This window comes from Lacinutrix sp. YIN62, assembly GCF_057219185.1.
On record NZ_JBXVVH010000002.1, the window covers coordinates 30,796 to 44,788 of the forward strand.

General features: G+C 33.8%; 11 protein-coding genes. 5 read left to right on the top strand and 6 right to left on the bottom strand.

All coding sequences use genetic code 11. From position 1 onward, the window contains the following. Positions 1 to 8 precede the first annotated feature (8 nt). From AC2D8I_RS01590 to AC2D8I_RS01615, 6 genes are all read right to left on the bottom strand, one after another. Complete coding sequence (locus tag AC2D8I_RS01590; RefSeq protein ID WP_484704238.1) at positions 9 to 572, bottom strand: hypothetical protein; 564 nt, start codon at positions 570 to 572, stop codon at positions 9 to 11. A 123-nt stretch (positions 573 to 695) separates the two neighbouring features. Beyond that, positions 696 to 1,322, bottom strand: a complete 627-nt coding sequence (locus AC2D8I_RS01595; RefSeq protein ID WP_484704239.1) for an outer membrane beta-barrel protein — start codon at positions 1,320 to 1,322, stop codon at positions 696 to 698. A gap of 190 nt (positions 1,323 to 1,512) precedes the next feature. Further along, positions 1,513 to 2,949, bottom strand: a complete 1,437-nt coding sequence (locus tag AC2D8I_RS01600; protein ID WP_484704240.1) for a TolC family protein — start codon at positions 2,947 to 2,949, stop codon at positions 1,513 to 1,515. Beyond that, a complete protein-coding gene (locus tag AC2D8I_RS01605) occupies positions 2,946 to 4,301 on the bottom strand; it encodes an HlyD family secretion protein (RefSeq protein WP_484704241.1) in 1,356 nt (451 codons plus the stop codon). Before AC2D8I_RS01605 ends, AC2D8I_RS01600 begins: the two co-directional genes overlap by 4 nt. Positions 4,302 to 4,309: 8 nt before the next feature. Then, positions 4,310 to 5,956: a peptidase domain-containing ABC transporter gene (locus AC2D8I_RS01610; RefSeq protein WP_484704242.1), complete on the bottom strand. Its 1,647-nt coding sequence runs from the start codon at positions 5,954 to 5,956 to the stop codon at positions 4,310 to 4,312. Between the two features lie 5 nt (positions 5,957 to 5,961). After that, complete coding sequence (locus tag AC2D8I_RS01615) at positions 5,962 to 6,636, bottom strand: TetR/AcrR family transcriptional regulator (RefSeq protein ID WP_484704243.1); 675 nt, start codon at positions 6,634 to 6,636, stop codon at positions 5,962 to 5,964. 355 nt (positions 6,637 to 6,991) lie between these two features. Here AC2D8I_RS01615 and AC2D8I_RS01620 point away from each other — a divergent pair, with 355 nt between their 5' ends. The 5 genes from AC2D8I_RS01620 to AC2D8I_RS01640 all read left to right on the top strand — a co-directional run bounded on the left by AC2D8I_RS01620 (position 6,992) and on the right by AC2D8I_RS01640 (position 13,960). Next, positions 6,992 to 7,969 (top strand): VPGUxxT family thioredoxin-like (seleno)protein, type 2, encoded by a 978-nt coding sequence (locus AC2D8I_RS01620; RefSeq protein WP_484704244.1) that lies wholly within the window; start codon positions 6,992 to 6,994, stop codon positions 7,967 to 7,969. Positions 7,970 to 8,073: 104 nt separating this feature from the next. Further along, positions 8,074 to 8,523: a MarR family winged helix-turn-helix transcriptional regulator gene (locus AC2D8I_RS01625; protein ID WP_484704245.1), complete on the top strand. Its 450-nt coding sequence runs from the start codon at positions 8,074 to 8,076 to the stop codon at positions 8,521 to 8,523. A gap of 6 nt (positions 8,524 to 8,529) precedes the next feature. Then, complete coding sequence (locus AC2D8I_RS01630; protein ID WP_484704246.1) at positions 8,530 to 10,938, top strand: 3-hydroxyacyl-CoA dehydrogenase/enoyl-CoA hydratase family protein; 2,409 nt, start codon at positions 8,530 to 8,532, stop codon at positions 10,936 to 10,938. A gap of 4 nt (positions 10,939 to 10,942) precedes the next feature. After that, positions 10,943 to 12,136, top strand: a complete 1,194-nt coding sequence (locus AC2D8I_RS01635) for an acetyl-CoA C-acyltransferase (protein WP_484704247.1) — start codon at positions 10,943 to 10,945, stop codon at positions 12,134 to 12,136. Between the two features lie 27 nt (positions 12,137 to 12,163). Beyond that, the gene (locus AC2D8I_RS01640; protein WP_484704248.1) at positions 12,164 to 13,960 is read left to right on the top strand and encodes an acyl-CoA dehydrogenase family protein; all 1,797 of its coding nucleotides are present in this window, start codon (positions 12,164 to 12,166) and stop codon (positions 13,958 to 13,960) included. Positions 13,961 to 13,993: the final 33 nt, after the last annotated feature.

Consider the following 13,993-nt stretch of genomic DNA (forward strand, 5'->3'; position numbering starts at 1 on the left):
AATTTAGTTCATCTTTTGGTAACAATCTGTCCGCAACTAATTTTGTGGTTATTAATTTTATAAATTAAATCACATTCTTTTAATTCAAACCCTGCTCTAATAACACCATTTACCCCTTTATTGGAAACCGCAACGGTATAAAACTGATACGTTTCATTTTGCCGAATTGTTACTCTTAATTCTGAAGGTTTATTAATATTGTTATCTAAAAAAGATTTCATGTCTAAACCATAATTGTACAAGTACTCTTTTTCAAGCGACATTTCTTCTTTTGGCAAATACAAATTAAAGTTTACATCTGGTGATAAGCGGGTTATAAATGAAGTCTTCGGGAATTTTATTTCTAATGAGATACTTGAAACTGATGTATTAGATATACAAGTCCAAAATACTACATACGTATATTCTTTACCACTAATAGGCTCGGTATATTTTTGGCCGCCTTTAGGGTAACTATTTTGAATTATGATACCGTTATTAAAAGGTTCTGAATACTTAAATTCTGTATGAAAGGTTTGTCCATTTACAGCGAAAGAAAATAGGAATACTATAAAAGAAAATAAAGGCTTCATTAATTTATCTATTTTATTCGACTTAAGTATAAGCCTACTAAATATCGTTAGTAAAAAAAGTCAAAATCCTAAACTTTAAAATTTGCTAGCTATGTTTTAGACCTTGCTTTATTATATTCGCTTTTATAGTTCAATCATTAATACAATTCCAATTGTATTTAAGTTTTTCATCTTCTGTTTATCATTTACTCCTGCAGCATTCTTTGCCTCAAATTTACTAAAATCAGATTGTCCGTTATAACTTATACCAGTACTAAAATTATCGAGCATTCTAAATACAAATCCAAATCCTATTTGCGCTCCAAAATTCCAGCCTTCATAGACGTCTTCTTTAATATTGCTAAGAAAGCGATATTCATCGTTAATTATAGTTTGTCCGTAAAAACCTAAATTAGCGAAGACTTTAATTTTTTCAGACACTTTAGAGTTCATAGTAAACAATAATGGAATTTTTAGTAACGTTCTTTCGTGATAAAAATTACCTCCAGAATTAAATCCATTTCCTGTTAATTCATTCACTCCGATTCCTGTGGCTATTCCTATTTTTTGATTTATGTTATAATTTAAAAGGACCTCTCCATTGTTGCTATTCAGATTATAATTGGGTTCGTTATCATTTTCTACTATTCCATATCCAATACCTCCATATCCAATTAAATTAAACTTAGATGCTTTACCCTGCTCTTGTGCTTTTATAAAATTAAAAGACAAAAAGAAGATGACTAGTAAAATGTAATTCGTTTTTTTCATTGGTTTTCGTTTTTTATAAAATGTTATATTAATGTAATATACAAAATACGTTTTTACACTTTTCACCTATAGTATTTTTTATTTTTCTCAAAAGTGATGGCGTACTCTTTTTTTTCATTGGGTAGAAGCATTCGCGTAAAAATGCGGAATAAAAAAAACGACATAACAAGCTTGAAATCAAGACATAAAATTATTTCAAAGTTACATCCGACATGCCTAAGACTTTGAAGTATGAAACATATGATATGAGTTGTTTTATAAATAGGGTATTCGCTTTTAATTGAGCATCAATCAATTTTTGTTCACGTATATTTATTAAAAACAGCGAACTCTCGCCTAAAGAGAATTTTCGTGTTTCTGCATTTACTAACGTCTCGTAATCTATTACAATTTCTTTAATTAGCGCAACTTGTGCGCTCAATGAACTTATTTCAAACCGTATAGCATTCAATGCATTGGTTAATTCCAAAATTATTGCATCTTGTTCAAATTCGGCATCTTGAATTTTATACTTGGATAATTTAAGATTACCACGTGCTTTTCTTAGTAATAATGGAAAACTCACATTTAAAAAAGCTTTATAATTTGCCGTATTAAAACTATTAAGCCTATCATAGTTCTCTGAAAGGAAATTATATTGCAAATCAATCTTTGGTAATAACTTGTTTTTGTAAAGCTTTTGTTTCACCTCAAGACCATCTATTTTAGCTTGTAAGCTTAATATTTTGGGGTGATTACCACTGGGCTGTTCTTCAGTTGCTATCGAATTAATATTTAAAATACTTTCGAGCATTTCAATTTCAAGACCCCTTGGTAAAACAGTTTCTTCCAATTGCAAAGGAACACCATTAAGCCATAAATAATTACTCACTTTAAGTGCTGCCTTTCTTCTGTTTAATGTGGCCGTTTCTAGTTCAAGTTTTCTATTCTGAAATGCAATTCTTGCTTCTGTAAAATCTATAGCGGCTATAGCTCCTTCCGCAACACTTCGTTCTACAGCTATTACTCTTTCTTGTGCATTAGCAATAAAATTGGCATAGATTTTTTGCTCGTTTGTCGCTTGTAACCATTCAAAATATGCCTTACTCGCTTTTGCAAGTATATCGTTTAACAAAAGCTCGCGATCGGCTTGTGACTGCCTAACAAAGAGCTTCGCTTTTTTTAGCGCTGCCATTCGGTCGTTAATTAAAAACCCTTGCGCAAGTGAAAATGAAACGCCAGCACTATAAAGACCATCCTCGGGAACACTAAGACTTGAGTCTAGAAATTGCCCACTATTTTGCTCAAAATTAGCTTTTAATTCGACACCGTACCAGGTCGGGATTTTGAAAGTAGCATTTAATTGATCATAATATTCAGTATCCTTAAATTTTTTACGGTCATAATCCACTTCAATTTTGGGGTCGAAACCACCTCTTGCTTTCAGTAGATTAGCTTCACCAACACTCAAAGTAAGGTTGGCTTGCTTAACTAATGGATGGTGTTTTTTTATAAAGCCAAGATATTCTTCAAAAGGTAATATTTCAGTTAGAGGATCTTCTAAGTATTTATCGTGTACTTGCCCTAATACAAGTTTTGAAAAACAGATAAATATTATAACTAAAAATTTAATTTTATATGCATTCATTTCTTAGCTCTTTTTTCATTACTTGCAAGATTAGACGTATAATAATCTGGAGGAAAACCATTAAGTTTTCGCCATAATTCGTACCAAATCGGAACATCTTGAAGTAAGGCAATAGTAAGAGCACCAGAACCAACACGTACATTCTTAGGCCATTGTTCGCTGCCCTTTTTAGGCGCAATCAAGACTCTAAATTTTCCGTTGGAACTTATAAATGTTTCAACGGCAACGACAGTCCCGCTATATGTTCCAAAAGACGCGTCTGGCCAACCACTAAATACAATAGCAGGCCAACCATCAAACTGCACTCTTATATCTTCGCCTACATGAATTAAAGGTAAATCAATAGGCGCCACAAATGTTTCAACAGCAATATCATAATCGGCTGGCATTATCCCTACCAGTTGCTCTCCTGCTTTGAAAGTTTCTCCAATTCCAGATTTTATTGCTTTATTAATATATCCATTTTGAGGGGCTAATATGTAACGCATTTTATCCCTTAGCTTATAATTAGCATAAGCATTTTCTAATTTTGAGACTTGAGCTTCTGTATCAAACTGTGCAGAACTTGCTGTAAACTTATCGCTCTGTACTTTGCTTATTTTTTCGGCATATTCTGTAGCGGTTCTATTAATATCCAACCGAGCGTTTATTACTTCATTTTTACTAGCTAACAGTTTATTTTCTTGACTAATTAACTTTGCTTCTGTCTCTTGTAATTTTAACTGTTTCCCTTCAACATCTGCTCTTGACTTCAAGCCTTCGGTTTGTAAGGTAATCGTTCTGTTATACTGTTTCTGAGCAATGCTTTTATTGGTTTTTGCAGCTACCAAGCCTATACTATCACCCTTAGCCTTATATTGTGCTTGTTTTAGCTTATTTTCGGCTTGTTCTATTTTTAATTTGCGCTCAGACTGTAGTGCATTAATTTGATTTTCCAACGCACTAACTTTATCCTTATAAGATATAACGGCATTACTTTTTGCATCGCGTTGCGCAATAGTATGCTCTACAAGTCGTGGGTCTTGGTATTCATTCTTAATTTCAGAAACAAATAAAATAGTATCTCCTTTTGCCACATAATCGCCTTCCCGAACAAACCATTCTTCAATCTTACCAGGAATAGGTGATTGAATTGTTTGTGGCCGCTGTTCTGGTGCAAGCGTTGTTACATAACCAGCTCCTGTAACGTTTTGCGTCCAAGGTAAAAAGAGTATAATAAAGCCTATAATCGCAAATGCAAGCAAAAAGCAATTAAAATATTTATTGTGTTTTACCTTTTGTACTTTTGCTAAAGCAGAATAATTATCAATATTTACTTTTTTATTTAATTGATTATGAGATATATTAAGCATTATTAAGTCTATTTATTTAATTCTAAACGTAACTTTTTATTACAAACGACCTTCCAGTCTTCATTTTTTCCAGCAACTATAAGTAACCATGGTTGATCTGGGTTAGCCAAATACGCTATCAAACGTTTTGCTTCTATTGGATCAAAATGTTCGAGGGCATCTTTAAGTAATAAAATTTTTGGTGCATGAACAATGGCTCTAGCCAATAGAATTCTTTTAGAAACGGTATGTGGCAAACTTTGGCCTTGAGATAAAATTTTATTATTTATTCCCTTTGCTTGCTTTCTTACAAATTCTTGTAAACCAACACCCTTTATAATTTTATTTACTGTATCTATTGAAATGGTCTTATTTCCAAATGTTATATTCTCAAGTATAGTCCCTTCAAAAGGCATTTGCTCTGGAAGTATTTGCCCTACTTGAGACCTGTATGTATTAATATTCATGCCTTTAAAGCTATGATCGTTTATATAGATTGCCCCACTTGAAGGTGCTATTAAGCCAGAAAGTATTTTAAGAAGTGTCGTTTTCCCAGAACCTGACGGTCCTTCAATTAACAATCTGTCTTTATGCTCTAAATTAATATTAACATTGTTGATAATAGTATCGCCATCTTTGGTTAGATACCCAAGATTGTTCAAAGTCACTAAAGTCATATTATTTTGTAAAAATGGATTTGTTCCTTCTTGTTCTTCTAGTTTCTTATCAACGAATTGTCCTATTTTTTCCAGAGATGTAAGCACATCATAAAAACTTTCTAATCCTGTGACCAGTTTTTCAACAGAGCTAATGACTAAAAGGATAATTATTTCTGCCGCTACAAATTGTCCAATATTCATTTGCTGATTTAGTACAAGTAGCCCGCCAATAAGTAATAATCCTGCGGTTACTAAAACCTTAAAACCAATCATTTGAATAAATTGAGTCATCAATATTTTAAAATGACTCTCCCTTGTTTCTAGATAATTTTCGGTTAACCTATTATTATGCTCCATTGCGAGTGAAGTACGTCCAGAAAGTTTAAAACTCGTGAGTGAACGTGCTATTTCTTGGAGCCAATGAGCAACTGCATATTTTGATTTAGACTCTTTAAGACTTGTTTCTAGACCTTTTTTAGCCGTAAAATTGAATACTACATAAACCAATATTAAAAGCAACAAACCATAGATGATAAAAAAAGGATGATATAACGAGAGAAGTATCAAACCAAACAATATTTGTAAAATTGCCGCTGGAAAATCAAGTAAAATTTTAGATAATCCTTTTTGAACAGTTAAAGTATCAAAAAATCGATTGGCTAGTTCTGGCGGATAGTCATGCCTTAGTTCATGCCATTTTATTTTTGGAAAACGGTATGCAAATTCAAAAGAAGATCTTGTGAATATCTTTTGCTGAATATTTTCGAGTATCCGTATCTGCATTAGCTGCAACGCCCCTTGAAGAGCAACACCCAATGTCACAAGCACAACGAGTACTACCCAAGAAGTTGATACTTGTGCACCTTGAATAAGATTTATAATAGCCTGTATACCCAACGGTAGCGTAAGAGCAACCAATCCAGCAAATACAGCGTAATAAAAAATTTGTCTAATATCTCTTTTATCCAGCTTGAGTAAGTTTATAAAACGCTGCCAAGGCTTCATTTCTTTTTTCATCTAATTTACTTTTTGAGCGTATTTAAAATTAAGTGCGTATAAAACTCTTGTGGTGAATGTTGTTTCCCACAATCTGTAACGGTTGGAAAGTGATCTACAAGGAACTGTTGATGTAATGAGCCTTCCAAAAGCGTACTTGCCAATGAAGCAGGAAACGGATAGAGCTTATCCACTTCAACAATTGTTTCTTTAATACGTGAAATAAGTCGTTTATGTATTGAAAAAAATCCTTTTTTGTTTTCAATATTAACTTCATTAGTTAGAAGTGATTTAGAATACTCATTAGTTACGATCTTATTTAAAAGTTTTTCATTGATGTGAGAAAAATTTGAATCCCTTTTAGTTCTGGCTGTTATAATCAAAATAATTTTTTTAAGTTTTTCAATAGAATTAGGAATACTATAAGTCTGTAGAACTATTTTATATTCCATCCAAGCCCAATACCAAGAAGTAAGATACAATAAAAGTTTGTGCTTATTTTCAAAATAACGATATATAGAACTTTCATTAGACGAAATAATTACACCTAGTTTCCTAAAAGTGAAAGCTTCAAAACCAATCTCGTCAATGAGTATAATACTGTGCTCGATTATACGCTTACCTAATTCTGATGTTTCAGGATTTTTAAGATATGTTTTTTCATTAACCTGAATTTTGATATTCTTTAACAGTTCTTGCATAATTCAATATTTACAAGTATTAATGATAGTAATACTATCTATTACAAAAGTAATACATTCTTTAGTAATAGTGATAATTTTAATTTATCCTTAACAATGTGTTATAAAATTTATTATTTTCTTAATCTTTTCCTCCTCTTATGAGTAAGAAAATATTAATCGAAAAATAGATTGAGCTTGTATTTTTAGGAAATTTTATCAGCCCATATATGATCAATATTATAGAAGTTCTTTTATAAAGAACAAAAGACATTTACTTAATTATTAGCCCTGTTTTCTATAGCTTTAACGTTTCATTTTGTAAGCTTATAAAGCGAGCATAGACTTAACTTATGCTAATAAAACTTTTAGGACTATGAATTATACTATAAAGGCTTTTATATATACTTGCGCCGCAATATTCTTCTTAAATACTCATGCGCAAGAACGTACTAACCCACAAAATCAAAATGAAGAATTAGGTACAATAAGTTGGTATCGTGATTATAATTTAGCGCTTTCAATTTCTAAAAAAGAAAACAAACCCATTTTAATATTATTTCAAGAAGTCCCTGGTTGTGCAACTTGTAGAAATTACGGTCATAATGTATTGAGCAACCCATTACTGACAGAAGCTATTGAAAATGAATTTATCCCATTAGCTATTTTTAACAATAAAAAAGGAAAAGATTTAGCAGTCCTAAAAAAGTATAATGAACCCACTTGGAACAACCCTGTTGTACGCATTGTTGACAAAAATGGAAAAAACATAGTCAGTCGCATAGCTAGCGATTATTCCTCAAGAGGTTTATATAAGGCAATTATTAAAGCTTTAACTATTGAAAAAAAGAACATTCCAGAATATTTAAATATTTTAGGGAAAGAACTTTCTATACATCTTAACACCCCTAACTTAAAAGAAACACATTATAAAATGTACTGTTTCTGGACTGGCGAAAAACAATTAGGCGCTCAAGATGGGGTGCTACTAACACAGGCAGGCTTTATGAATGGTGAAGCTGTAAAAGTAAAATATGATGCTTCAAAAATCTCTAAAGAAGCATTGGACTCCTTTGCTAAATTAAATAAAATGGAACCCGTAAAGGCTAGCAAAGCTAAATTTACTTGGTCTAAAAAAGACGAAGATTATTATTTACAAAATAGCTTATTAAAATACTTACCTTTAAGCCAAATTCAAAAAACAAAAATAAATAGTGCTTTAGGAAATGGAAATGCCCCCTTAACTTACCTAAGTCCTAAGCAAATAAATTGGTTAGCTAAAATAGACCCCAATAAAGACGAAATTTTATACAATAAAGATTTCGTTACGTCTTGGAATAAACTTAAAAATTAACCCATTTCTTTTTTTAGTTTAGCTGAATCTTTTTCTTTATTTATTATGCATGCATAGTATTTTTTTTTATATTTGGGAATCTAACAAAATAGTATTCTTTAAATATGAAAGAAAAAACGATAGATTACATATTACGTACCACTTGGCTAGCGGTTAATAAAATGTACAACGAAGAAGCGGCTAAGTTTGACTCTACAATGGCCACAGGATTCACACTGTTAAGTATCGATCCAGAAAATGGTACACCCTCTACTTCTCTTGGGCCAATTATGGGAATGGAAGCGACTAGTCTATCTCGTATATTAAAAAGAATGGAAGAATTAGGGTTAATAGAACGTAAACCAAACCCTAACGATGGTCGAGGTGTTTTAATTCACCTCACAGAATTTGGTCGAGAAAAAAGAGAGTACTCTCGAGATCGTGTTCTCATTTTTAACGAAACGGTTAGAAAAAATATCTCTGAAGAAAAATTAAAACATTTCTATGAAGTTTCTGAAGTAATAAACGAATTGATCTCAAACAAGAAAATATACAATCCAAAACAACCTGTTTAAAATAATATGAACACACGTAGAATTAAAAAAGTCGCAATTATTGGTTCTGGAATTATGGGAAGCGGTATTGCATGTCACTTTGCCAACATTGGTATAGATGTGCTATTATTGGACATCATTCCAAGAGAATTAAATGCCAGAGAAAAAAGCAAAGGTTTTACTCTTGAAGACAAAATTGTCCGTAATCGCTTAGTAAATGATGCATTAACAGCATCTATAAAGTCTAAACCTGCACCACTTTACCATCCCGCATTTAAAAATCGCATTACTACTGGTAATCTTGAAGATGATATCGCTAAAGTAGCCGAAGTAGATTGGATTATGGAAGTCGTTGTAGAGCGATTAGATGTTAAACAAAGTGTTTTCGAAAAACTTGAAAAACACAGAACACCAGGTACTTTAATTACATCTAACACCTCAGGTATTCCCATTCATTTTATGAGTGAAGGCCGTAGTGAAGATTTTCAAAAACATTTTTGCGGAACCCATTTTTTTAACCCTGCACGTTATTTAAAACTATTTGAAATTATTCCTGGGCCTAAAACCGATGCTTCTGTTTTAGAATTCTTAAATGGTTATGGTGAAAAATTCTTAGGAAAAACGTCTGTAATTGCCAAAGACACTCCTGCTTTTATTGGAAATAGAATTGGTATTTTTAGCATTATGAGTTTATTTCATACTGTTAAAGACATGGATTTAACCATAGAAGAAGTCGATAAATTGTCTGGCCCAGTAATTGGCCGCCCAAAATCTGCTACTTTTAGAACGGTAGATGTTGTAGGATTAGACACATTAGTACATGTTGCCAATGGCATTGCTCAAAATTGTAAAGATGACGAGCGTTTGGAATTATTTAAACTCCCAAATTTCATCAATACAATGCTAGAAAACAAATGGTTAGGCAGTAAAACCAAACAAGGGTTTTATAAAAAAACCATTTCAGCCGAAGGTAAAAAGGAAATCTTATCATTAGACTTAAATACCTTAGAATACCGGGCTGCAAAAAAAGCAAAATTTGCAACTTTAGAATTAACAAAATCTATAGATAACGTTGTAGACCGTTTCAAAGTATTAGTCAATGGAAAAGATAAAGCAGGTGCCTTTTACAGAAAAAGTTTTGCGTCTTTATTTGCATACGTTTCAAACCGTATACCTGAAATCTCTGACGAACTATATAAAATTGATGATGCTATGAAAGCTGGTTTTGGCTGGGAACATGGTCCTTTCCAAATTTGGGATGCAATAGGCGTTGAAAAAGGAATTGAAATAATGGAAGCCGAAGGCTTAAAACCTGCAAATTGGGTTATAGATATGCTAAAATCTGGAAGCGATAGCTTTTACTCTATTAAAGATGGTGCTACATATTTTTATAACATTCCGAAAAAATCTCAAGATAAAATACCAGGTCAAGATGCTTTTATCATTTTAAATAACATTAGAAAAACAACAGAAGTATTTAAAAATTCTGGCGTTTCTATTCAAGATTTAGGCGATGGTATTTTAAATGTAGAATTCCAATCCAAAATGAATACTATTGGAGGCGATGTTTTAGCAGGATTAAATAAAGCTATTGATTTAGCCGAAAAAGATTTTGCTGGCTTAGTCGTAGGAAATCAAGCCGCAAATTTTTCTGTTGGAGCAAATATAGGAATGATTTTTATGATGGCTGCCGAGCAAGAATATGACGAGCTAAATATGGCTATAAAATACTTTCAAGATACAATGATGCGCATGCGCTATTCTTCTATCCCAACAATAGCAGCGCCTCATGGAATGGCTTTAGGTGGTGGTTGTGAACTTTCAATGCATGCCGATAAAGTCGTGGCTGCGGCAGAAACGTATATCGGGCTGGTAGAATTTGGTGTTGGAGTTATCCCTGGCGGCGGTGGGTCTAAAGAAATGGCTTTAAGAGCATCAGACACCTTTAAAAAAGGAGATGTCGAATTAAATACTTTGCAAGAGTATTTCTTAACCATTGGGATGGCTAAAGTTGCCACATCTGCCTACGAAGCATACGACTTAGGTATCCTTCAAAAAGGAAAAGATATTGTTGTTGTTAATAAAGACAGACAAATTGCAACAGCAAAAGCATATGCTAAACTAATGGCTGAAACAGGTTACACACAACCTGTAAGACGTAAAGATGTAAAAGTTCTTGGTAAACAAGCTTTAAGTATGTTCTTGGTAGGGACAGATGCAATGGAAGCTTCCAACTACATTAGTGCACATGACCATAAAATAGCTAATAAATTAGCATACGTAATGGCTGGTGGAGACTTATCGGAACCCACATTAGTAAGCGAACAATATTTATTAGACCTAGAACGAGAAGCCTTTTTAAGTTTATGTACAGAACGTAAGACTTTAGAGCGTATTCAGCATATGTTAACAAAAGGTAAACCTTTAAGAAACTAAAACAATGAAACAAGCATATATAGTAAAAGCATATAGAACCGCAGTTGGTAAAGCACCTAAAGGCGTGTTCCGTTTTAAAAGAACAGACGAGTTGGCCGCAGAAACCATTAAACATATGATGAAAGAGCTGCCAACATTAGACCCTAAACGCATAGACGATGTTATTGTAGGAAATGCAATGCCTGAAGGTTCTCAAGGCCTAAATATGGCCCGTTTAATTTCGTTAATGGGACTCGATATTGTAGATGTTCCTGGCGTAACGGTAAACCGTTTTTGTTCTTCTGGAATAGAAACTATAGGAATGGCTACGGCTAAAATTCAAGCGGGAATGGCAGATTGCATTATTGCTGGTGGTGCAGAAAGTATGAGTGCTGTCCCTATGACAGGGTTTAAACCAGAATTAAATTACGATGCCATTGTTAAAGCAGGGCATGAAGATTATTATTGGGGAATGGGAAATACAGCAGAAGCTGTTGCTAATCAATTCAATGTTTCTCGAGAAGATCAAGATGAATTTGCTTACAATTCGCATATGAAAGCTTTAAAAGCTCAAGCAGAAAATCGTTTTCAAGATCAAATTGTACCTATAGAAGTGGCGCAAACTTATATAGATGATAATGGAAAAAAAGCTTTAAAAAAGTATACCGTTTCCAAAGATGAAGGCCCGCGTAAAGGCACCAATAAAGAGGCCTTATCTAAATTAAGAGCTGTTTTTGCGCAAGGAGGAAGTGTTACTGCTGGAAACTCCTCTCAAATGAGTGATGGTGCTGCCTTTGTGATGGTTATGAGTGAGGATATGGTAAAAGAATTAAACCTTGAACCTATTGCACGCTTAGTAAATTATGCCGCTGCTGGCGTAGAGCCACGTATTATGGGAATTGGTCCTGTAAAAGCGATTCCTAAAGCACTTAAACAAGCTGGATTAAAACAAGAGGACCTATCACTAATCGAATTAAATGAGGCTTTCGCGTCTCAATCCTTAGCCGTTATTCGCAAATTAGGGTTAAATCCAGATATTGTTAATGTTAACGGAGGCGCCATTGCCTTAGGACATCCGCTTGGCTGTACTGGTGCGAAACTATCTGTACAGTTATTTGATGAGATGCGAAAACAAAATATGGTCGGTAAATATGGTGCAGTAACCATGTGTGTTGGTACTGGCCAAGGAGCATGCGGAATATTTGAATTTTTAAATTAAGACTAAGAGAACATAAGTTATATAGAAATGGAAGAAAAAGAACTATTAAGAGGCGGACAATTCCTAATTAAGGAAACAAAATGCGAAGATGTTTTTACTCCTGAAGATTTTTCAGAAGAGCAAAAAATGATGAAAGAAGCGGTTTCAGAATTTAATGACCGTGAAATCATTCCTAATAAACCACGTTTTGAAGCTAAAGATTACGCCTTAACAGAAGAATGTATGCGTAAAGCTGGAGATTTAGGCTTTTTGGGTGTTGCTGTTCCCGAAGCTTATGGCGGATTAGGAATGGGCTTTGTCTCTACTGTACTAACTTGCGATTATATTTCTAGTGGTACGGGCTCATTTAGTACTGCTTTCGGTGCACATACAGGAATAGGAACAATGCCAATTACCCTATATGGAACTGAGGCCCAAAAACAAAAGTACGTCCCCAAACTAGCTTCTGGAGAATGGTTTGGTGCTTACTGCTTAACAGAACCTGGCGCTGGATCTGATGCCAACTCTGGCAAAACAACAGCCACACTTTCTGAAGATGGTAAAACATATAAAATTAATGGACAAAAAATGTGGATCTCCAATGCGGGATTCTGCAGTGTGTTTATTGTTTTTGCCCGTATAGAAGATGATAAAAATATTACAGGTTTCATTATAGAAAATGATGCCTCTAATGGCATTAGTTTAGGGGAAGAAGAACATAAACTAGGGATTCGTGCAAGTTCTACGCGTCAAGTATTCTTTAATGATACCGTTGTTCCTATTGAAAACATGTTGGCAGGCCGCGGAGAAGGCTTTAAAATAGCAATGAATGCGCTTAATGTTGGACGCATCAAATTGGCTGCTGCTTGTTTAGATTCTCAACGTCGCATTTTAGATATCGGAGTACAATATGCCAACGAAAGAAAACAATTTAAAACCCCTATTGCAGATTTTGGTGCCATTAAAATAAAATTAGCTGAAATGGCAACAAATGCCTATGCTGGTGAATCTGCCACTTATAGAGCTGCTAAAAATATCGAAGACCGAATTGCTTTACGCGAAGCTGCAGGAAATACACACCAGGAAGCAGAACTTAAAGGAGTGGAAGAATATGCCATAGAATGCTCTATTTTAAAAGTGGCTGTTTCTGAAGATGTACAAAACTGTGCCGACGAAGGTATTCAAATTTTTGGAGGAATGGGATTCTCTGAAGAAACTCCTATGGAAGCCGCCTGGAGAGACGCTCGTATAGCACGTATATATGAAGGAACCAACGAAATTAATAGGATGTTGTCTGTAGGCATGTTAGTAAAAAAAGCAATGAAAGGTCATGTCGATTTATTAGGACCCGCAATGGCTGTACAAGAAGAGTTGATGGGCATTCCTTCTTTTGAAACACCAGACTATTCAGAATTATTCTCTGAAGAAAAAGCTATGATTGCTAAAATAAAAAAGGTCTTCTTAATGGTTGCTGGTGCTGCAGTTCAAAAATTTGGTCCAGAAATGGAACAACATCAACAGTTGCTAATTGCTGCGGCAGATATCTTAATTGAAATTTATATGGCGGAATCTACCATTTTAAGAACGGAGAAAAATGCCAAACGTTTTGGAGAGAAAGCACAGGCGGTACAAATAGCAATGTCTAAACTCTATTTATACAATGCCGTAAGCATTGTTGAAGGTAAAGGGAAAGAAAGTATTATTTCTTTTGCTGAAGGCGATGAACAACGCATGATGCTTATGGGACTTAAACGTTTTACGAAGTATACAAATTATCCAGATATTGTAGATTTGCGTAACGAAATCGCTGAGAAAGTTAAAGCCGAAAATAAATATTGTTTTTAATCTGTATAAACATAAAAAAAGCCGTCTTTCTTT

Excerpts from the sequence above, each read along its gene's own strand:
- AC2D8I_RS01590 (WP_484704238.1), bottom strand. The coding sequence starts at position 572 with ATGAAGCCTTTATTTTCTTTTATAGTATTCCTATTTTCTTTCGCTGTA.
- AC2D8I_RS01595 (WP_484704239.1), bottom strand. The coding sequence starts at position 1,322 with ATGAAAAAAACGAATTACATTTTACTAGTCATCTTCTTTTTGTCTTTT.
- AC2D8I_RS01600 (WP_484704240.1), bottom strand. The coding sequence starts at position 2,949 with ATGAATGCATATAAAATTAAATTTTTAGTTATAATATTTATCTGTTTT.
- AC2D8I_RS01605 (WP_484704241.1), bottom strand. The coding sequence starts at position 4,301 with ATGCTTAATATATCTCATAATCAATTAAATAAAAAAGTAAATATTGAT.
- AC2D8I_RS01610 (WP_484704242.1), bottom strand. The coding sequence starts at position 5,956 with ATGAAAAAAGAAATGAAGCCTTGGCAGCGTTTTATAAACTTACTCAAG.
- AC2D8I_RS01615 (WP_484704243.1), bottom strand. The coding sequence starts at position 6,636 with ATGCAAGAACTGTTAAAGAATATCAAAATTCAGGTTAATGAAAAAACA.
- AC2D8I_RS01620 (WP_484704244.1), top strand. The coding sequence starts at position 6,992 with ATGAATTATACTATAAAGGCTTTTATATATACTTGCGCCGCAATATTC.
- AC2D8I_RS01625 (WP_484704245.1), top strand. The coding sequence starts at position 8,074 with ATGAAAGAAAAAACGATAGATTACATATTACGTACCACTTGGCTAGCG.
- AC2D8I_RS01630 (WP_484704246.1), top strand. The coding sequence starts at position 8,530 with ATGAACACACGTAGAATTAAAAAAGTCGCAATTATTGGTTCTGGAATT.
- AC2D8I_RS01635 (WP_484704247.1), top strand. The coding sequence starts at position 10,943 with ATGAAACAAGCATATATAGTAAAAGCATATAGAACCGCAGTTGGTAAA.
- AC2D8I_RS01640 (WP_484704248.1), top strand. The coding sequence starts at position 12,164 with ATGGAAGAAAAAGAACTATTAAGAGGCGGACAATTCCTAATTAAGGAA.